Source organism: Pedobacter yulinensis (assembly GCF_003029735.1).
Taxonomy (GTDB): domain Bacteria; phylum Bacteroidota; class Bacteroidia; order Sphingobacteriales; family Sphingobacteriaceae; genus Pedobacter; species Pedobacter yulinensis.
This window is the reverse complement of sequence record NZ_KZ686270.1, coordinates 16,368-36,565: the sequence shown is the minus strand read 5'-3', so window position 1 is coordinate 36,565 and position 20,198 is coordinate 16,368. Positions and strand designations below refer to the sequence as shown.

Here is a 20,198-nt window from a genome sequence, read left to right as displayed (position 1 = left end):
ACGGAATTATGAGTTGTTAAGTTTGTTCATCGCTTCAGTCATGATATCGACCGATGCGGAGAGAAATTTTTCTATTGTTTTTGCCTCCTCGGCTGAAAATGTGGACGCCAGTGTTTCCAGGTTTGCCCTGAAATCACGGTAGAGTGGTTCAAAGACTTCCATGATCTTTTCGGCATGTGCCACAATAATCACTTTCCGGCGGTCATTCTCGGCCGCCTGCCTGCTTACAAAACCTTGTTTTTCGAAGCGGTCAACCAAACCGGTAATCGCCCCGGTGCTCAATCCGGTCAGCCTGGCCAATTCGCCCGCGGTCATCTGGCCCTTTTCTAAAATAAATCCAAGGTACTTGTGGTCGGTTCCAGGCAATCCGGCGCGCCGAGCAGTTGCTTCATGCATTTGCAGGGAGCGATACGCATACAACTGACTCAGTTTTCTAATCTCTTTGACTTGCTGCGCATTCATATTTATCTTGTCTTCTAAATATCTTAGTCACAAAGATAAATGTTTTTATTGAATTGGCCAAGTCCTATGTGTTTACTATTTGTCAGGCCCGGTCAGCTATCGCAACTCGAAGCCCGGGTGCAGGCCATCCGCACCGGCCGGCCATGCTTCGGCAGAAAAAATAATTATCTTTAGCGGCCCTGCCAGGCTGCATGTAGCGGCTGGCGGCGAAAGAGACCGACCAAAATGAAACGCTTTTTCTTCATTGTTTTTCTGCTTCCGATCTTTGCGAATGCCCAGTCTGACAACCGGGGCGTCAGAACCGATGCGATTGTCCGCGAATTGCGCAACCCGCATGGAAAACAGGTCATCGTGGTTGCACACCGCGGCGACTGGAGAAATGCCCCTGAAAACTCCATTCAGGCCATTGAGAATGTCATTGCGATGGGTGTTGATGTCGTGGAAATTGATGTGCAGAAGACAAAAGACGGCCAATTGATCCTGCTGCATGACCAGACACTGGACCGCACAACAACCGGAAAGGGAGGGGCGGGCGACTATACGCTCGAAGAGATTAAAAAATTATTTCTGAGAAATGGTGCAGGAGTGGCCACCAGGCATCGCATTCCTACACTTGAAGAAGCTTTGCTGTGCACCAAAGACCGCATTCTCGTCAATATAGATAAGGGTTACAACCATTTTGCCCACTGTTACGAATTGATGCTCAAAACAGGAACGCTGAACCAGGTTGTGATTAAGGGCAACGTCCCTTATGCGCAGGTGCTGCGCGACAATGAAAAAGTATTGAATAGCGTCATCTACATGCCGATTGTGAACCTGGACAGGCGCGATGCGCGTGCGGTCATTGCGGGTTTTCAGCGGGCGAAGCGCGCCGTAGCTTTCGAGTTCGTTTTCAAAACAGACACTTCGGCCATTTTGCAGGACTTTGCCAGCATCAAATCAGCGGGAGCCCGGGTTTGGGTCAATTCACTTTGGGCCAGCCTGAATGCAGGTCATGACGACGATCTTTCTGTTGAAGAGAAGAAGCCGGAAGAGGGCTGGGGCTGGATCCTGGCCAAAGGGGCGAATGTGATCCAGACCGACCGGCCGCGCGAGCTGATTGCCTACCTGAAGAAAAGGGGCCTGCATCGGTAACGGGCTAAGCCGGCTGGCAGTGTATCGTGCCCGAATGATGGTGGCCGCGTCATGAACCGCTCAGCTTATTCTTTGCCGGTTATTTCCCTCCGGTGCCTGATGCCCCAATCGGTCAGGTCGTTGATAATGGTCTGGAGCGTTTTACCGTGTTTGGTCAGTTCGTATTGAACGGTAACCGGGTGGGTATCTAAGACCGTGCGCTTTATTAATTTATTGACTTCAAGTTCCTTTAATTCCTTGCTCAGCATCTTGTTGGAGATGCCGATCACATCATTCAGGATATCTGAAAACCTTCTTTTGTTGTAATGACAGATGGATGAGATGATGTATATCTTCCATTTTCCGTTCAACACGTCCATGGCATCGTGCACCGCCATCATTTCTTTTTTGCGGTCGGTCTGAAACTCGGGATTGCATGTCATATGTTACCTGGTTACCTCTTGGTTACTGTTACTTTTGTATACAAAGTTACTAAAATATATTTTGGCAGCTTACTTTTGTTCATCAAATTCAGACACGATGGACAAACTTAAAAATAAGGTAGCCATAGTAACCGGGGCATCAAAAGGCATCGGGGCATCGATAGCGCTGCATTTCGCCGCACAGGGCGCGGCCGTTGTTGTAAACTATGCTTCAGATGAAGCAGGTGCCAAAAAAGTGGTGCAGCAGATCGACGATCTCGGCGGAACGGCGCTGGCCGTGCAGGCCGATGTGGCTGTGGAGGCTGATGTAATCCGTTTATTCGAACAAACCACACAAGCTTTCGGGAAACTCGATATCCTGGTCAACAATGCAGGGATCTACACATATGAAGCCATCGAGCTGGTTAGCCCGCAGTCTATCCAAAAGCATTTTGATGTGAATGTGATGGGTGCTTTGCTGGCCATCAGGGAGGCAACAAAACGATTCGGACCAACAGGCGGAAACATTATCAACATCAGCTCGGGTGCAAGCAATACGCCGCTGCCCACCGGTTCCGTGTATTCAGCGAGCAAAGCCGCACTGGATGCCATTACCATCGCACTTTCCAAGGAATTCAGCGGTCGAAACATCAGAATCAACTCGATTTTGCCGGGCGTGGTAGAGACAGAAGGTTCGCACAGTGCCGGCTTTATCGGCAGCGCATTCGAAGCCAAACTGGTGGCCAGTACACCGTTAGGCCGTACCGGTCAGCCCGATGATATTGCCAAAGTTGCCGTTTTTCTGGCTTCGGACGATGCAGGCTGGATTACCGGCGAGAAACTGTCGGTATCTGGTGGTATTTATGGGCTTTAGTTTTAACCAACTGATTATTGTGTATGAAGAAATTGCAGGACAAAGTCGCCGTTGTGACCGGCGGCAACAGCGGCATAGGTTACGGCATCGCTGAGGCATTCCGCGACGCCGGCGCGGCAGGAAGCATCACGGGCCGGAACCAGTTAACTTTGGATAGCGCCAGGCAGGCGCTCGGGGAAAATTTTATCGGCATCAAAACTGACGTAACCCGCATCAGTGAGCTGGAAAGACTTTTCCGCCAGACAACAGAACGGTTTGGAAAAATAGACATCCTGGTGGTTAACGCCGGTGGCGTTGTAGACGGCGTGCCGATGGCTGCCATTGACGATATGACCGAAGCTGGATTTGACCAGTACATGGATCTGAACCTGAAGAGCGTATATTTTTCGGTTCAACAGGCGCTGCCTTACTTAAATGACGGCGCATCGGTCATTTTGATCGGCTCAAGTGCCGCTCACCGTGCCGTACCCGGAATGGCCATATACGGGGCAGCCAAGGCAGCAGTTGTTTTCCTGGCAAAGGCACTGTCGCTTGATCTCCTGGCCCGAAAAATCCGGGTAAACACACTTTCTCCGGGGTCTATCGATACGCCGGTCTTTGACAAGCTGGTTCCGGCCGAACATGTGGCGGATGTAAAGAAAGTCTGGATCAATATAACGCCGGCCGGTCGGCAGGGCCTTCCCTCAGATATTGGAAACGCTGCGGTATTTCTGGCCTCAGACGATTCGGCTTTTATTCTCGGTACCGAAATTCTCGCCGATGGCGGGATGACCAACATCAGCCTGATGCGGTAGTTGGCCTGACCTGCCTTTTACCATGTTTATTGGATATTCCCCTCATCCAGCCCAATGGGACGGCTGACGGCTCGTTGTCCAGGCCGGCTGACTGGTGGCTTCGCACCGGTTTTGCCACTCGCAGGTTGCATGGACAATAGTCGCGTCAACCAGCCTTTGCTGTCTGGAATGCCTGTTACTTAAAGAAACAACAAAGAGGTATGATATATTATCTTCACGACCAACTCCTCCATTTCAGGAAAAGGAGTCCTTATGCTTACCTACATTCCCCGTGGTCCGGTAGCGCCAGGCTCATTTGCATCAACCGGGCCGAGTGCCCGGGAACTGGAAAGAAGGGAAAAATAGCTGCGGGAAGAGGCCAGCTAAACTCTTCCAGACATTAGCAGTGGCTTGCGGGACACCTGGATCTTTCTAACGGTATGGCGGGTGTCCTGCAGACGCTGAAAAGGAAGACGCGGTGTACCGGTATTTTTGTCGCTTTTTTGCTTAAGGCTGAAATCATGATCGGGAACAGTAAACTTTGCCGGTACCTTTCGGGGAACCCGCCGGTAACATCTTAATTTTATATCCAATTTGTTTACAATCGCGCAAACGTTTGCGTGGATTTGACCTGCATTTTTTTTATAGATTTATTTTTCATACCGGTTGGGTAATGATTAATAGGGATATGAAAAAGACAGTGCTATGTAGTCTGTAAATAGCTATTTGCCTGTTTTTGTGAAGATTACGGCCAGGTCTTTCCGCAGAATATGCCAGAAGAAAAGTCATTTACAGATTCAGCGCTGATTGCCTTGTTGAAAGAGGGCGATCACGCGGCGTTTAAATTGATTTACGACCGTTACTGGGCCGTATTGTTTTTGCATGCACGGAATTTACTGCGGGATGCTGACGAAGCGGCAGATGTGGTGCAGGAACTGTTTGCCACCCTCTGGACCAAATCTGAAACCATCGACCTCCGGACCTCTCTGTCTGCCTACCTCTACCGGGCCGTGCGCAATAAGGTGCTTGACCACATGAAGCACCGGAAAATCTCTCAAACTTACCTGGATTCGATCGATGCCTTCATGTTGGAACAGCATGTTACGTCCTGCGATCTGCTTCGGGAAAAAGAGCTTGCGGCGGTAATTGAACGGGAGGTCAATGCACTGCCCGAAAAAATGCGTCAGGTTTTTTTGCTCAGCAGGCGTGAGAATCTCTCCTACAGCCATATCGCCAGTCAGCTCAGTATCAGTGAGCATACGGTTAAAAGTCAGATCAGCAACGCTTTACGCATTCTGAGGGCTCGCCTGGGCTCCAGTTATTTATTGTTGCTCTGTTTCCTTCCCTTATAAACTGCAATTTTTTTGATTTCAATCTCATACCGGCGGCCGGTCTGGTCGTCTTTACCTGACCAAGCAAGCAGCAAATGACCCCAAGCGAATTCGAGACCCTATTGACCAGCTATACCAGCGGGACCTGCAGCCAGGAAGAACGCGAACTGGTTGAAAGCTGGTATACACATGCTGCCGAGCACAGTGATATGCCGCCTCTTGACGCGGCAGAGCTTGCGTTCTACCGCCAGAAAATTTGGAACGGCCTTGAGCAGCCTCAACCGCTGCACGCTGAATCGCATCGGGCCGGCAGGAAACTTTGGCTGAAGTTTGCTGCAGCGGCATCGGTTCTGATCGCCGTGTTTGCCGGCTACCAGTTCCTGGGCCATAAATCGCCAAAACCAAAGCTGACGGCCGTTCGTACCGCCCCCGATATCTTACCAGCGGCCAACAAGGCATTCCTGGTGCTGCCCGATGGACGTGAGGTGAACATTTCCAACCTGACCGAAGGAACCGTTGCACAATTTGGGCACATGACGGTTCGGGTGAAGGGCAAAGGAGTCATCAGCTATAAGATACACCCGTCCGTTCGGGCGGCAGACCGCGACATCTGGTACACCATCAAAACCCCCGCGGGTGGCCAATGGCCGGTTGTTGAGTTGCCGGACGGAACAAAGGTCCACCTGGATGCGGCATCATCTGTTTCTTTTCCGTTATCATTTGCCGGCAGACGGACAGTTTCGATGACCGGACAAGTTTTTTTCCAGGTGGTGCATGATGAAAGCCGGCCGTTCCACGTGCGCGCCAACGGGATTGACATCGAAGACCTGGGCACGGATTTTAACGTGAAAGCCTACCCGGACGAGCAGGAAGTGGAAACCACCCTGGTTGAGGGCCTGGTTCGGGTATCGAAAGATACACGCAAGGTCATGCTGGTACCGGGACAGCAGGCTGTTTCCCGGTCGAAAGATGCCCGCCTGGAGCGCAGACAGGCCGACGTAATCGGCGTGCTGGCCTGGAAGAACGGTGTCTTTCACTTTGACCATACGAGCATTGAAGAAGTCATGCAGCAGCTTGCCCGCTGGTATAAGGTAGAGATTACCTACCGCAAAGATGTTTCGGAAGTGACCTTTACCGGGGACCTGCCGCGCAATCTGAAACTTTCGCGGCTGCTGGAAATGCTGTCTGTAACCGGTCTCCGGTTTAAAGTTGACGGCAGGAAAATAGAAGTAACTAACTAACCGCTCTTTATAAACCTAACCAAACCACTGTTGCCTATGAAGATATAGATACAAGAAAAAAGCCGGAAGCGGACCAACGCTCCCGGACTTATGTTCAAGTCAGTAGTCCCTCGAAAATCAACCGAGAAGAGAATTTTCTAAGGACTTGTTATCCACCAACCTAAACAAACAAAAGTAATGAAATTTATCTCATTGAAGATGGTCATGCGTCCGGCGTGGCCACCCCCCAGGCTATTTATGGTCATGAAACTAACCTTAGTTCTATTAATTGCCGGCCTCACGCAGGTGAGTGCCAAAGTATTCAGTCAGCGTGTTACGCTGAACGAGCGCAATGCCAGTCTGACAAAAGTGCTCGAGTCAATCAGGCGCCAAAGCGGATACCTGGTTTTGTACCAGGACCAGGCTGTTAAAAATGCCAGCCGCGTAACCATCCAGCAAAAAGAAATTCCGTTGCGTGAGGCGCTGGACCTTTGCTTTGCCAACCAGAAGCTGACCTACAAAATTCTGGAGAAAACCATCCTGATCAGCGAACAACCTAAAGCTGAAGAGGGGGCTGACCTGACGGCTGTGCAAAATACAGAAGTGAGGGGTAAGGTAACCGACGAAAACGGGAAACCGCTGTCTGGCGCCAACGTTTCGGTAAAGGGAACTGCTCAAAGTGTCGGCACTGACGCCGAGGGGGCGTTTGTTTTGCGGAACGTAGCAGACAATGCCACACTGGCCATCAGTTTTCTGGGCTACAACACCCGCGAAGTGCCTGCCCGGGCAAACTTGGGTACGCTGCAGCTTACGCCATCCAATTCAAACCTGAACGATGTGGTCGTGGTGGGTTATGGAACCCAGAAAAGGGTCAATATAACCGGCTCGGTAGCCCAGGTAAAAGGCGAGGAACTCGTTAAGGCACCTGTGGCTAACCTATCGAACTCGCTTGTGGGGCGGCTACCCGGTCTGCGGGCAGTTCAGAACAGCGGTGAGCCGGGTGCTGATGGCAGTTCTATTGATATTCGCGGTTTTGGCGCAGCACTGGTCATCGTTGACGGTGTTCCCTCAGATTTTACTCAGATTGATGCCAATGAGATTGAGAGCTTCTCCATTCTGAAAGATGCCTCTGCGGCGGTATATGGTGTTCGGGCGGCCAACGGTGTAATCCTGGTTACCACAAAACGCGGAAAGCTGGGCAAACCTTCTATCAATTACACAACGTATTATGGCCTGCAAAACAATGCAACCGAATATCCCGAACTGGCCAACGCCGCCGTTTTTGCTGAGCTAAGCAATGAGGGTGCGGTGAATGCCTGGGTAAAGCAGAACAACCCCGCTGCACCGCTGTCGCTGCCATTTACCCGCGAACAGGTAGAGCAATACCGGAATGGAACATTGCCTTCTGCAGACTGGTTCAACTCGACCATCAGAAGGAATGCGCCGCAGTTTCAGCACAACCTGAATGTAGACGGTGGTACAGAAGCGGTCCGGTACTTTTTCAGCCTGGGTTACCTGAACCAGGATGCCATCTGGAAGAGCAACTCGACCAACTTTAAACGGTACAATTTTCGCAGCAACATCAGCGCAAAGATCAACAAGCGACTCACAGCCGAGCTGAACCTGAGCGGCCGCCTGGAAGACCTTCGTACACCCGGTGTATCTTCTTCGCTGATTATGGCCACGTTGAAGCGTGCCAGTCCGACGTTCCCGATTTATGCCAACGACAACGAGCAGTATCTGGCACCTTCCAATGTGCAGCAGAATACCCTGGCCCAGTCTGACGACAAGATTTCAGGCTATACAGCCGATTATTCCCGGTTTTTCTCAGGTATTGCGCGGCTGGCCTATGACATACCGGGCGTAGACGGGCTAACGGCCAAAGCTGTGTATTCTTACCAGAATTCTGACGATGCTTACAAAAGTTACATCGCCAAATACAACCTGTACCGTTTCAACAAAGCGGCGAATACGTATGACGTGGCTTATACTGCCAATGACCCGAGCAACCTGAACGTAAACAATGCACACCGGGATGACCAGGCCTTCCAATTTTCGCTGAATTATGCGCGCAATTTCAAGTCGGGGCATAATGTGTCGGGACTCCTGTTGTTTGAGCGTACGTCGACAAACACCTCGAATCTGTCAGCCTATCGGGAGTTTCTTCTCGATAACCTCGACGAACTCTTTGCCGGCGTAGCCAACAACCAGAGCAACAACGGCAGTTCTGCAGAGATTTCCCGCGAAGGTTATGTAGGTAAGTTCAATTATGACTATGCCGGTAAATACCTCGTTGAACTGGGTTTCCGTTATGACGGTACCTATAAGGTGGCTCCCGGCCGGCGGTTCGGTTTCTTCCCGAATGTATCGCTGGGCTGGCGTATTGGCCAGGAGAAATTCCTGAAAGACAGCCGCACCATCGATGACCTGAAACTGCGTGCCTCTTATGGCAAGGTCGGTGATGACGGCGGCGATGCCGCCGGTGGCGCCAATTACATCATTCCATTCAGGTATATTCCGGGCTACAACTACCCATCTGGCAACTATATTTTTGGTACGCAGCTGATTCCGGGATTGAACACGAGCGGATTGACCAATCCCTTGCTCACCTGGTATACCTCATACACCGCAAACGTTGGGGTCGATGTTACCTTGCTGAAAGGATTGCTCGGCGCCTCAGTTGATGTATTTTACCGTGAACGTGAAGGCCTGCTGGCTACACGCGTACTCAGCCTACCCAACACTTTTGGCGCTGGTTTGCCACAGGAAAACCTGAACGGCGACAATACGCGTGGTTTTGAAATCGAGCTGACGCACAAGAACAAAGTGGGCGGCTGGAGTTACAGCGTCGCACCCAATTTCACCTATAGCCGAACACGGAACGGTTACCTGGAGCAGAGTCCGCAAACCAGCGCGCTGGGCAACTACCAGGGCAACATGACCAACCGCTGGGTTAACATTACCAGGGGTTATGAAGCCATCGGACAGTTTCAGTCGCAGCAGGAGATCAACACGGCACCTGTTCAGGACACGCAGGGCAACAGAACGCTGCTGCCGGGCGATATTCGCTACAAAGACATCAACGGCGATGGCGTCATCGACAGCCGCGACCAGACGGTTATTGGCCGGGGTACGGTTCCCGAAATGTTTTTTGGCCTGAACCTCAGTGCCGGTTACAAAGGTTTCGACCTATCGGTATTGCTGCAGGGCGCGTCGAACTTTAACCGCTACTACAGTGAAGAACTGCAGAACCCGTTCTTCAACAATGCCAACACACTCGCTATGTTTACTGACCGCTGGCACAGACAGGACCTCTATGATCCCAACAGTGCCTGGATTCCGGGTAAATACCCTTCAACCATCATTTCCGGTTCGCCGAACAACACGCTGTATTCTACGTTCTGGCAGCAGGATGCAACCTACTTGCGTGTCAAAAACATAGACCTGGGGTACACATTTTCAAAAGAGCTGACTCAGAAAATTGGTATGCAGCGCGCCCGCATCTATGTCTCCGGACAAAATGTATTTACACTAAGCAAAGTAAAATTCATCGATCCGGAGCAGCCGAGCGGAAGGGGTAATTTTTATCCCCAGCAGAAACTGTGGTCGCTCGGCCTGAACGTTGGATTCTAAAAATTTAAGAAATGAAAAAATTAAGAACATACAGCTTTTTTTTAGCATCGCTGGCGCTCCTGACTGCATGTAAAAAAGATTTTCTGGACAGGCAGCCGAAAAACCTGGTGTCTGAAGAGATTGCCTACGGAAGCATCAGTGGTGTATCAGCGCTGACAGTTACACTTTATAACGGCCTGCCTACCGAAGACTTTAATTATATGGTGAGCGATGACGGCGGTTTCCCCTCAACCACCACAGACGAAGCGGTGCGGTCCTATCCCTGGGGCTCGATCAACAATGCCGTGGTGGGCAACTGGTTTGGCGGCTGGGATTATTCACGCATCAGGCGGATCAATGAGTTCATTGAACGTATTCCCTCGGCCAACATTGATGCAGGCGCAAGAAAACGTTTCCTTGCTGAAGCCAGGTTTATCCGCGCATTTGAATATTTTTCGCTTGTAAAGCGTTACGGCGGTGTTCCGCTGGTCACAAAGGTGCAGCAGTATGAGTCGGGCAGCGACATTTCTTCGCTGGTTGTTCCACGGAGCCGGGAACAGGACATCTATGACTTTATTGCAGCCGAGCTGGATGCAGCCGCTGCAGACCTGCCTGAAGATTACAACAGCGACCCTGCCAATACTTACCGCGTCAACAAATACGGTGCACTGGCCCTGAAAAGCCGGGCCATGCTGTATGCAGCCTCAAGCGCGAAATACGGTACTGTTCAGCTTAACGGCCTGGTAGGCATTGATGCTTCAAAGGCGAATGACTACTGGCTGAAAGCGGTGCAGGCTGCCGATGCCATCATCAAATCGAACAAGTACCGTTTGTATGAAGGTAGTGCTGACCGCGTGGCGAATTTCCAGCAGTTATTTCTCACCCAGGGCAACTCGGAGGCGATTTTTACCAAAGTTTTCCAGTCGCCCGATAAAGCGCACAGTTTCGACTTTTACAACGCGCCCCAAAGTTTTAAGATCGATTATGGTTGTGTAACCAATCCGACGCTCGAGATGGTGGAGGAATTTGAATACACCGATGGCTCGTCGGGTACCCTGAAACTGGTTGATGGAAGTGGGCAACCCATTGTCTACACCAATCCGGCAGATCTGTTCAAAAACAAGGATCCACGCATGTTTGCCACCATCCTCACGCCTTTTGACAGCTGGCAGGGCAGCATCCTGGAAATTCGGCGCGGCATTATTGACAACGGCGTGAAACGGACCTCGGAAAGCCTGTCTGCCGTTTATCCGGCAAACGGAACGTTCCCGATCGTGGGCAAGGATGGGCCGCTGACTACCGGCGATCCGACGAAAACCGGTTTCTACATCAAAAAATTCATGAACCCGAGTACCCGCGTGCCTTATGCCCGCTCCACCACACCTTGGATGATCTTCAGGTATGGCGAAATTCTGCTGAACTTTGCCGAGGCCAACATGGAACTGGGCAATGCCGGGTCCGCCCTCGACGCCCTGAATCAGATCAGAAGCCGTGCAGGCATCCGGACGCTGACCGAGGTGACCCTGGAGCGCATCAGGCATGAGCGCAAGGTGGAACTGGCGTTCGAGAACCACCGCATCTGGGACCTGCGCAGGTGGCGTACCGCATCGACCGTGCTGAACAATACCCAACTGCACGCGCTGTACCCGTGGCTGATGTGGCAATCGGGCGTCGATCCGTCGCAAATGAAATATACATTTGAGAAAGTGCCGGCACCAAAACTGGCCCGAACGTTTCCCGAGCGGTTGTACCTGGAGCCCATACCACAGCAGAACCCGCCCTACATTCAGAACCCAGGTTATCAATAATCCTATCCAGATCATACTGACATGAAAAAAATACTGACTTCGTTGTCTTTCGTCCTGCTGGCACTTGCTGCCTGCGAGAAGGATAACTATGAATCGCCAAATGCCGGGCTCTCGGGCGCTATTATTGACGCAACCACCGGCAATAAGGTTCCCCAGCAGTCTAACGTAGGCGGCGGCTACCTGCAGCTTTTCCAGACTGATTATCCGAAGCCATCGGCCATCCAGTCTGCCTTGCACCCCGACGGGTCATACACCCGGGATTTTATCTTCGACGGGAATTACAAAGTGGTACCGACCGGGCCGTTCATCTACCAGGATACCCTGCAGGTGGCCATTTCGGGCAATACCCGCCTGGATATCAAAGTTATCCCTTACCTGAACGTTTCGTGCGAGCTGGTTACAAAAACCAGCAACAGCATTACCGTCAGGGTCAGGGTAACGCAGCCACCGCAGAGTACCCAGCAAATTGCGCAGGTATTGGCGGTTGCGGCACCTTTTAGTTCGGTAGACGCCAATACTTATATGGGCACCCGCGGACTGACAAACACCAGTGCGGTAGCCAATAGCCAGGTTGTGGCCACGACCTATGAATACACACTCAGCCAGCTGAAACCCAATACACTGTATTATGTGCGCGGGGGCAGCCGGACCAACAACACGGGCAATTTTTATAATTATTCGCCCATGCTGCAAGTTACCACCAATCCCTAAAAAAGGTTCAATCAGGACCACATTGCTGCGGTCTGCGTCCTGGCGCAGCCGCAGCTTATTTTCAGAAAACGACATGCTAAAAATAAAAAGGATAAAATGCGGACTGACCGTTTCGCTGTTGCTGAGCATAACAACCGGTTATGCGCAAACAGACAGCGTATTGGTTAAATCGGTGCCCGAGATCCGCACACCCACTGTTACAGACCGCACGATTCACATGCCTGAGGCGCCTGCCGGTTACCGGCTGCTGCTGAAAGGCTCAGACCATGTGCCCATTGTAGACAGCACTGGCCGGATCAGCAGGCCGCTGGTAGCCACAAAGGTCAATCTTTACTTCCAACTGGTGAGCAATACTGTTGATACGCTGCGGTACGACCTGACAAGGGCCGTAACCGTGCCTGGTAAACATGCTGATGCCGGGAGCAGCGAAGCGCCGTTTGTGATTCCAGCCCTCCGGGAATGGTATGGAGCACCGGGCAGTCTTGAACTGCGGCCCCAAACGAGAATTGTGGTCAGTTCAAAGAACAACGTGGTGGCCATGGCCGTGGCGAAAATTCTGAAAGACGAGCTTGCAGCGGTGCTTGGCCGGAGCCCGCAGATTGTAGCCGGAGCGCCGGCAAAAGGCGATATCTATCTGACCACGGCAGAGGCCGATCGCGCGATAGGGCAGGAAGGCTATTATTTTACGGTAACGGATAAAGTTGCGATCAGTGCTTCGCATTACCAGGGGCTGTTTTGGGGTACCCGCACGCTGTTGCAGCTGCTTGACCAGAGCAACATGCTTCCGCGGGGAACGGCACGCGATTACCCGGAATTTAAGGTGCGTGGTTTTGTGCTCGATGTTGGGCGCAAGTTTTTCCGTCTGCAGTTTTTGAAAGACTATGTAAAACTCATGTCTTACTATAAAATGAATGATTTTCACATTCATTTGAACGACAATGGCTTTAAAAAGTACTTCAATGACAAATGGGAAGAGACCTATTCGGCTTTCAGGCTGGAAAACAGTATGTATCCGGGCCTGACCGCCAAAGACGGTTCTTATACCAAGCAGGAATTCAAAGATCTGCAGGACCTGGCTGCACGCTATGCTGTGCGGATCATACCAGAAATCGATGCGCCCGCGCATTCCCTGGCTTTCACCAAGGCCGTTCCTGAAATTGCCAGCAAAATTTATGGCATGGACCACCTGGATTTGCACAACCCGCTTACTTTGACCACCATGAAGAACATCTTCAAGGAATACATTTCCGGACCCAACCCGGTCTTTAAGGGAGAAGAGGTACACATTGGAACTGACGAGTATGCAAAAAAGGATGCCGAAGTATTTCGCGCCTACACAGACGAAATGATCAGATTCGTGGAGCAGTTCGGCAAAAAAGCGCGGTTATGGGGGGCGCTGACGCATGCGCAGGGCAAAACTCCCGTAAAAGCGGCCGGGGTAACCATGAATACCTGGTACAATGGTTATGCAAATCCGGTTCACATGAAAAAACTGGGCTATCAGCAGATCAGCACGCCCGATGGCTGGTTGTATATTGTGCCGCTTGCAGGGTATTATTATGATTACCTGAACCTGAAAAACATCTACAACCGGTGGACACCCTATCGGATTGGCAACGTGGTCTTTCCGCAGGGCGATCCGACCATCATCGGGGGCGCTTTTGCCGTATGGAATGACATCGCCGGGAACGGCATCTCGGAAAAAGACGTTCATGACCGCGTATTTCCGGCCCTGCAAACCCTGGCGCAGAAGATGTGGTCATCGGGGGCCGCCGGGCAGACGTTTGAGCAGTTTGATGCACGGAGAAAGCTGATCGGGGAGGGGCCGCAGGTAAACATCAGGGGGACCATAGCAAAACCCGGGCAGCCTTACACCCGGCGTTTCAGTTTTGATGCCAGCGAAGCCAAGGTACTGCTGAATGGCGCGAGGCTGACAGCCGGTCACACCAAAAACGCATTGAGCTTTACCGGAGCAAGGAGTTTTGCGCAGCTGCCACTAGCTGAAGTCGGATACGATTATACCGTGTCGTTCTGGATCAACCCGGCACAGAATGTCGAAAATGCCGTAGTTTTCAGTTCGCCAAATGCCAGTATTAAGCTGAAACAACTGAAGACCGGGAAACTGGGTTTCTCACGCGATGGGTATGACATCAGTTTCGATTATACACTGCCTGAAAATGCCTGGACAATGATCAGCGTTTCGGGTACCAGCAAAGGAACAAAACTCTACGTAAACGGGGCACTCAGGCAGTCACTATATGACAATTGGATACAGTACAATGACAAAGACAAGACACGCATGCGCAAATCAGAGACGCTCGTGTTCCCCCTCCAGACCATTGGTGGATTCAGCGGGAAACTGGACGAGCTGCAGGTCTGGAACCGCGTGCTGACCGGCCGGGAGGTTCAGCAACTTTTTGACCGCGAAAAATAGACATCATACCTTAAAGAAAAGAGCCGTCCGGTTCGCGTTGCGCGGGCGGACGGCTTTTTAATTCAGCCCTGCCGGCAGTATATCTGCCGCCTCCGCCTCTCGCGGAAAGGAGCGCAAGGTTGCCACTGGCGCTTTTATTTTTCCAATGCTCCCGGTTCTGTGCTACTGTCTGCTGCTTTTGCTATATTCGACCAGGGTTACGCCGGGCTAACCACCGGCGCCGCAACAAGGATGGCCGGATGCTACCCATGCACGGTTGCCTGACAAACCAGTTTTAAATGTACGCGCTATGTTATTAACGGATCCTGCTGTTTGCGGTTGGTTGCACCCTTCTTTGTTTGACCATTTGATCAATTTGTCTTGGATTTAGCGTTGGCCATAAAATACGGAGATGAAGCCGCTTTTGAACAGGTTTATCAGCAATTCCGCAGAAAGGGCTACTATTATTTTTTACGCAAGACCAATTCGGCCGAAGATGCCAAAGACCTGCTGCAGACGACCTTTTTGAGACTTTGGCAATACCGGCACATCATCAATCCGGACTTTTCTATAGATAACCAATTATTTTATATCGCCAGAACGGTACTCATTGACCATATCCGGAAGGCCAACCGCCAGGAGGAGATTTCGCTTACCGTCCATGCTGGTCTGCAGCGAAAAGAGGAAGAAAATTTCCAGGCGATGGAATTCGACGTACGCCGCCGGGTCGAGGTCATTCTGGGAACCATGCCCGAACTGCGTAGCAAAGTGTTTCGGCTGCATAAAATTGAAGGGTATTCTTACAAGGAGATTGCCCAGTTGCTGGAGATATCTGAAAAATCGGTCGATAACCACCTCTCCAAGGCCTTGCGAAAACTTCGTGAAGACCTGTCGCTGCCCCTGTTCCTGATTTTACTGTTTTTTAAATAAAAATTTTCTGTTGCGGAGGACTTTTGTATCCGGCTGCGTATAACCTCATAATCATTGTCCGAATATGTCTGTTACTCCCGATCTCATTCACCAATTTTTTCTCAGGAAATGCACGCCGGCAGAAGCCGACCGGGTTGCCGATTACCTGAACGGGGATCCTGCGGCAGCAGACAACTATCTTGGCAAAGCAGAATGGGATGAAGAAATCGGAAACGTCGACCAACCGGCAGCATTCTGGGCCGAAGTCTGGTCGGAAATCCGGCCACGGGAGCAAAAAAGGCGGAGCGGGTGGTTATATCTGAAATATGCAGCCGCAATTCTTTTGCTTGCAGCGGCTGGTTGGATGTTGATGCCCACGCAGCGGTCAACTGCGCCGAAAGAGCTTGAACAACCCACCGCTTCCGCATTCAAACACCGCGTGATCCACAACACGGGATTGCGCGTGCGCGAAGTGGCCCTGGCAGATGGTTCGGTGGTCCTGCTGGAACCTGGAGGACGGATTGAATATGATCAGGCATTCGACAGAGACCGCAACGTTTGGCTGGAGGGAAGAGCGACTTTTCGCGTAACCAAAGATAAAACCCGGCCTTTTACGGTGCAGACCAGTCACCTGGAAACGATCGTCCTCGGTACCACGTTTAAGGTTGTCTCAGAGCCCGGCCGCGACGCAGTGACCGTCCGGTTGTATGAAGGCAAGGTTAAGGTAAGACCGGCGGAAACCGGCAGCAAGCGGGCACAAGTGTACTTCCTTGTCGCGGGCGACCAATTGGTCTACCATAAATCGACCGGTTCGGGACGTGTAACCAGAGCCGATACCCGGCGAAGAGAGGGGGCCGGCTCCCGGAAGCTGGTATTTGATAAGGAACCGCTCTCTGCTGTGTTTGATGAGCTGGCATTTCGGTACAACGTACAGATTCAATACACCAACAGTGATTTTACAAATATGTATTACATCGGCAGCTTTGATGAAACAGATTCCATTCAGCACATTCTGGCAAACATAGCCAAACTGAACGACCTCATGCTCACCAAAACCGAGGCCGGCGGCTATGAACTGTCGAAGAAGCGGCCGTAATGCCTGATCAGCAGGCCAGGCGTGCAGCCGCAGGCTGAATCGAATAGTTTGACAGCCGTCAGGGCACCAATACCTGGCAGAAATGCCGCACCTGTTGTAATAGCGGCTGTCGCAGGCCATGAGTACAACCATTGCAACCAACCAAACCAACTATATGAACCAAATTTACCTAAAAATGAGGCGCCTGCTCCAGGCCAGCGCCCTCGTTATCTTCCACTTGCTGCTGGCCCACACTGCGGCAGCACAGAACACCGCAACCGTGAAGGGACTGGTGACTGATGAAAGAAACAGCCCCATTCCGGGCGTGTCTGTTCTGGCTAAAAACCTGAATGGCGGTACTGCCGTATCCACACAGACCGATACAGCCGGGGTTTTTCAGTTCAGGGCGCTGGCTGCCGGCCCTTACAGCTTTGTGCTGAGTTACATTGGCTATGAGACCCAGACCCTGAGCGGCTATAACCTGAAAGCCGGGGAGATCATTTCACTTACCGCTAAACTGAAAGAAGAAGCGAAAGGCCTGTCAGACGTTGTTGTGGTTGGCTTCGGAACCCAGAAAAAAGCGAACCTTACGGGTGCTGTGTCGACTGTGAAACTGGATGAAATCCTGGGCGACAGGCCGGTGACCAGCACATCGCAGGTTCTGCAGGGCGCCGCTCCTGGTCTGCAGGTAACGACCAGCAGCGGACAGCCAGGCGCCAGGAGCGGTCTGAATATCCGGGGTTTTACCTCCATAAACGGCGGAGCGCCGCTGGTCCTGGTAGACAACGTGGCGATGGATATGGAAGACATCAATCCGAAAGACATCGCCTCAGTAACGGTGCTGAAAGATGCCTCTTCATCGGCCATTTATGGTGCCCGGGCCGCCTTTGGTGTGATCCTGATCACCACCAAACAGGGTGGCCGGAACCAGCCCATCAAGTTCGACTATTCCGGCAATCTGGCCAGCACCCAGCCCAGCACGCTGCCGCAGAAAACGACGGTCGATGAGTTTGTGGGCGCGCTGAATGACTTTGGAACCACGACATATTGGGCGGGCCAAAGTGTGGAGACCTGGATGCAGCTTTTGCAGCAGTACCGGCAAAATCCGGCGCAGTTTCCCGAATCGGGCATTGCCACCGTATCGGGTATTCAATACCCGCTGGCTCAAAATGACCTATACGACTCTTTTATGCCTGGCGGTTTCGAACAGCTACACAACCTTTCATTCAGTGGTGGGTCTGAAAAATCAAACTTCCGGGTGTCGACAGGATACACCAACCAGGATGGCATCATGGCGACCAAAGCCGACGGTTTTACCCGTTACAACCTTAACGCCTATCTGAACACCAACCTGACATCAAAACTTGTAGCCAGCCTGAATGTGCTTTACCACAATTCGACGCGGAATACGCCCCGCGACTTTGGTAGCTTGTTCTACAATGCCATTACGTTTGGACCTTATGCCCCGACCGGTTCAGGCATAGCGCCGAACGGATCTGTGCTGCCCTATTCTACGCCCAATAACGTGCTGGAGAAAGAGCCCTTCAATATATCACGGAACAACAACCTCAGGATATTTGGCAAGCTTGAATACACCCTGGCCAAAGGGCTGAAGGTTCAGGCAGAGTATACTTTTAATCAGATTAACAACAACGACATTAGCCAGACTACAGTTAATCAGTACATCAACCCCCTGAACTTTACCGTCTCGCCGATCAGCGTAAACTCGGCGTACACCCGGGCAAACAGCGGTACAAACTATAATGCCGTAAATATTTATGCCAACTACAGTACGGTGCTTGCGGATAAACACAACCTGGATTTCGTAGCAGGAACCAACCAGGAGAAAAGTGTACAGAACGGGTTTGGTGTAAGCCGGCTCGGCGTGATCAGCCAGGGTTCTCCTTCTATTTCCGGCAGTACCGGTACCATTACAGGCAACGATGATTTCAACTCGTTTGCGGTATCGGGATACTTCGGCAGGCTGAATTACAATTATGATGGCAAATACCTGTTTGAGGCGACCGGCAGGTACGATGGCTCTTCACGTTTCCCGTCTGACGGGCGGTTCGGTTTCTTCCCCTCTTTTTCAGCCGGATGGAACATTCTTGAAGAGGGATTTATGGACCGCATCCGCACAAAGGTCTCAGCCTTAAAACTGCGGGCCTCTTACGGCGATATAGGGAACCAGGTGGTACTGAATGCCAACGGGTCGCAGAATTATTATCCCTACATCCCGTCTTCTTCACCGGGCAATTCGACCTGGATCGATCCGATTACCGGGGTATTGCGGGTAACGGTGCCACCCCCATCGCTGGTAAGCGCCAGTTTTACCTGGGAGCGTGTACAAACCTCGAACCTGGGTCTTGATTTTGGTTTCTTTAAAAACCGGCTCAGCGGCGCATTCGAGGTTTATATCAGAAAGACGCTGGGCATGCTGGCACCAAGCAACGAGCTGCCTGCTTTGCTGGGAACCGGCGCACCACTGCAGAACGTGGCCGATCTGAAGGTAAAAGGCTGGGAGTTTAGCCTGGGCTGGAGCGACAAGGTCCGGGATTTTCGCTATGGCCTGAATTTCAACGTATCTGACAACCAGGCTTATATTTCAGATTACAACAACCCGAGCGGACTGCTCAATATCAACGGAGACGGAACCATTGCCAATTATTTTGTTGGCCAGCGCATAGGCGATATCTGGGGCTTCGTGACACAAGGTTTTTTCACCAGCGCCGACTTTGTGCCCGGCTCGCTTAACGCCGGTCTGCAGGGCGGTAAACTGCTGCCCGGGGTTGCGCCATACCGGGGTGTTAATCAGAACCCGGGCGACATCAGGTTTGTGGACCTGAACGGCGACGGAACCATCTTTACCGGCAATAACACCCTCGGCGACCCAGGCGACAGAACCGTCATTGGCAACAACAACCGCAGGCTGCAGTTCGGGCTTAACGGCAACGCCGCTTACAAAAATTTTGACTTTTCTTTCGCCATCAACGGTGTCGGCAAGCGCGACATCTGGATCAGCAACCAGGTTTATTTTCCATACCTGGACCAGTTCAGCGGTATCTTTGCAAACCAGCTGGATTATTGGACTCCGGGCCGTACAGATGCATTCTACCCAAGGTCTTACTCGAATGCCTCCGGCAATACCGGGGTGAGCAGGAACGTACAAACGAGGTACCTGTCTAACGGGGCTTACATCAGGCTAAAGAACGTTTCCGTTGGATACACACTACCGTCCAAACTGTTTAATAACGCAGTCAGGGCACGCATCTTCTGCTCTGCAGAGAACATACTGACCCTTGACCATTTACCCGAAGGCCTGGATGCGGAATCGCAAAATTTAGGCAGCGGCGGAATTTACCCCTTTATCAAAAAATACAGCTTTGGTGCCAACATCAGTTTTTAGCAGCACTTGTGCGCAACACCTGATTTATACCGAACAGATTTTCAAAAGAGGCTAAACCTTAAAAATATC

Annotated in this window: 14 protein-coding genes; 12 read left to right on the top strand and 2 right to left on the bottom strand. The window is 51.6% G+C overall.

Translation table 11 applies throughout. From position 1 onward, the window contains the following. Nucleotides 1-6: 6 nt before the first annotated feature. The gene (locus tag C7T94_RS14660; protein ID WP_107216174.1) at nucleotides 7-462 is read right to left on the bottom strand and encodes a MarR family winged helix-turn-helix transcriptional regulator; all 456 of its coding nucleotides are present in this window, start codon (nucleotides 460-462) and stop codon (nucleotides 7-9) included. 225 nt (nucleotides 463-687) lie between these two features. Between C7T94_RS14660 and C7T94_RS14655 the strand changes: the two genes are divergently transcribed. Beyond that, a complete protein-coding gene (locus C7T94_RS14655) occupies nucleotides 688-1,596 on the top strand; it encodes a glycerophosphodiester phosphodiesterase family protein (protein ID WP_107216173.1) in 909 nt (302 codons plus the stop codon). 65 nt (nucleotides 1,597-1,661) lie between these two features. Here the strand turns inward: C7T94_RS14655 and C7T94_RS14650 are convergent, their stop codons facing one another. Next, on the bottom strand, nucleotides 1,662-2,018 hold the full coding sequence (locus C7T94_RS14650) for a winged helix-turn-helix transcriptional regulator (RefSeq protein WP_107216172.1): 357 nt from the start codon (nucleotides 2,016-2,018) through the stop codon (nucleotides 1,662-1,664). Between the two features lie 97 nt (nucleotides 2,019-2,115). Between C7T94_RS14650 and C7T94_RS14645 the strand changes: the two genes are divergently transcribed. The 11 genes from C7T94_RS14645 (at nucleotide 2,116) to C7T94_RS14595 (ending at nucleotide 20,129) form a co-directional block, all read left to right on the top strand. Then, on the top strand, nucleotides 2,116-2,871 hold the full coding sequence (locus C7T94_RS14645; protein WP_107216171.1) for an SDR family NAD(P)-dependent oxidoreductase: 756 nt from the start codon (nucleotides 2,116-2,118) through the stop codon (nucleotides 2,869-2,871). A gap of 23 nt (nucleotides 2,872-2,894) precedes the next feature. Continuing rightward, on the top strand, nucleotides 2,895-3,665 hold the full coding sequence (locus tag C7T94_RS14640; protein ID WP_107216170.1) for an SDR family oxidoreductase: 771 nt from the start codon (nucleotides 2,895-2,897) through the stop codon (nucleotides 3,663-3,665). A gap of 749 nt (nucleotides 3,666-4,414) precedes the next feature. Then, entirely contained in the window at nucleotides 4,415-4,996 is a 582-nt protein-coding gene (locus C7T94_RS14635) for an RNA polymerase sigma factor (protein ID WP_107216169.1), read from the top strand. 74 nt (nucleotides 4,997-5,070) lie between these two features. Continuing rightward, nucleotides 5,071-6,216, top strand: a complete 1,146-nt coding sequence (locus C7T94_RS14630; RefSeq protein ID WP_107216168.1) for a FecR family protein — start codon at nucleotides 5,071-5,073, stop codon at nucleotides 6,214-6,216. Nucleotides 6,217-6,459: 243 nt separating this feature from the next. Then, nucleotides 6,460-9,828: a TonB-dependent receptor gene (locus C7T94_RS14625; protein WP_162618713.1), complete on the top strand. Its 3,369-nt coding sequence runs from the start codon at nucleotides 6,460-6,462 to the stop codon at nucleotides 9,826-9,828. Nucleotides 9,829-9,839: 11 nt separating this feature from the next. Next, on the top strand, nucleotides 9,840-11,615 hold the full coding sequence (locus C7T94_RS14620; protein ID WP_107216166.1) for a RagB/SusD family nutrient uptake outer membrane protein: 1,776 nt from the start codon (nucleotides 9,840-9,842) through the stop codon (nucleotides 11,613-11,615). Nucleotides 11,616-11,636: 21 nt separating this feature from the next. Then, complete coding sequence (locus tag C7T94_RS14615) at nucleotides 11,637-12,326, top strand: DUF3823 domain-containing protein (protein WP_107216165.1); 690 nt, start codon at nucleotides 11,637-11,639, stop codon at nucleotides 12,324-12,326. A 73-nt stretch (nucleotides 12,327-12,399) separates the two neighbouring features. Next, the gene (locus C7T94_RS14610) at nucleotides 12,400-14,760 is read left to right on the top strand and encodes a family 20 glycosylhydrolase (RefSeq protein ID WP_162618712.1); all 2,361 of its coding nucleotides are present in this window, start codon (nucleotides 12,400-12,402) and stop codon (nucleotides 14,758-14,760) included. A 360-nt stretch (nucleotides 14,761-15,120) separates the two neighbouring features. After that, nucleotides 15,121-15,669 (top strand): RNA polymerase sigma factor, encoded by a 549-nt coding sequence (locus tag C7T94_RS14605; RefSeq protein WP_107216163.1) that lies wholly within the window; start codon nucleotides 15,121-15,123, stop codon nucleotides 15,667-15,669. Between the two features lie 64 nt (nucleotides 15,670-15,733). After that, the gene (locus C7T94_RS14600) at nucleotides 15,734-16,744 is read left to right on the top strand and encodes a FecR family protein (RefSeq protein ID WP_107216162.1); all 1,011 of its coding nucleotides are present in this window, start codon (nucleotides 15,734-15,736) and stop codon (nucleotides 16,742-16,744) included. A 154-nt stretch (nucleotides 16,745-16,898) separates the two neighbouring features. Further along, on the top strand, nucleotides 16,899-20,129 hold the full coding sequence (locus C7T94_RS14595; RefSeq protein WP_162618711.1) for a SusC/RagA family TonB-linked outer membrane protein: 3,231 nt from the start codon (nucleotides 16,899-16,901) through the stop codon (nucleotides 20,127-20,129). Nucleotides 20,130-20,198 lie beyond the last annotated feature (69 nt).

Coding starts and splice junctions, on each gene's coding strand:
- C7T94_RS14610 (WP_162618712.1), top strand. CDS start 12,400: ATGCTAAAAATAAAAAGGATAAAATGCGGACTGACCGTTTCGCTGTTG.
- C7T94_RS14650 (WP_107216172.1), bottom strand. CDS start 2,018: ATGACATGCAATCCCGAGTTTCAGACCGACCGCAAAAAAGAAATGATG.
- C7T94_RS14660 (WP_107216174.1), bottom strand. CDS start 462: ATGAATGCGCAGCAAGTCAAAGAGATTAGAAAACTGAGTCAGTTGTAT.
- C7T94_RS14645 (WP_107216171.1), top strand. CDS start 2,116: ATGGACAAACTTAAAAATAAGGTAGCCATAGTAACCGGGGCATCAAAA.
- C7T94_RS14630 (WP_107216168.1), top strand. CDS start 5,071: ATGACCCCAAGCGAATTCGAGACCCTATTGACCAGCTATACCAGCGGG.
- C7T94_RS14625 (WP_162618713.1), top strand. CDS start 6,460: ATGAAACTAACCTTAGTTCTATTAATTGCCGGCCTCACGCAGGTGAGT.
- C7T94_RS14595 (WP_162618711.1), top strand. CDS start 16,899: ATGAACCAAATTTACCTAAAAATGAGGCGCCTGCTCCAGGCCAGCGCC.
- C7T94_RS14655 (WP_107216173.1), top strand. CDS start 688: ATGAAACGCTTTTTCTTCATTGTTTTTCTGCTTCCGATCTTTGCGAAT.
- C7T94_RS14615 (WP_107216165.1), top strand. CDS start 11,637: ATGAAAAAAATACTGACTTCGTTGTCTTTCGTCCTGCTGGCACTTGCT.
- C7T94_RS14600 (WP_107216162.1), top strand. CDS start 15,734: ATGTCTGTTACTCCCGATCTCATTCACCAATTTTTTCTCAGGAAATGC.
- C7T94_RS14635 (WP_107216169.1), top strand. CDS start 4,415: ATGCCAGAAGAAAAGTCATTTACAGATTCAGCGCTGATTGCCTTGTTG.
- C7T94_RS14620 (WP_107216166.1), top strand. CDS start 9,840: ATGAAAAAATTAAGAACATACAGCTTTTTTTTAGCATCGCTGGCGCTC.
- C7T94_RS14640 (WP_107216170.1), top strand. CDS start 2,895: ATGAAGAAATTGCAGGACAAAGTCGCCGTTGTGACCGGCGGCAACAGC.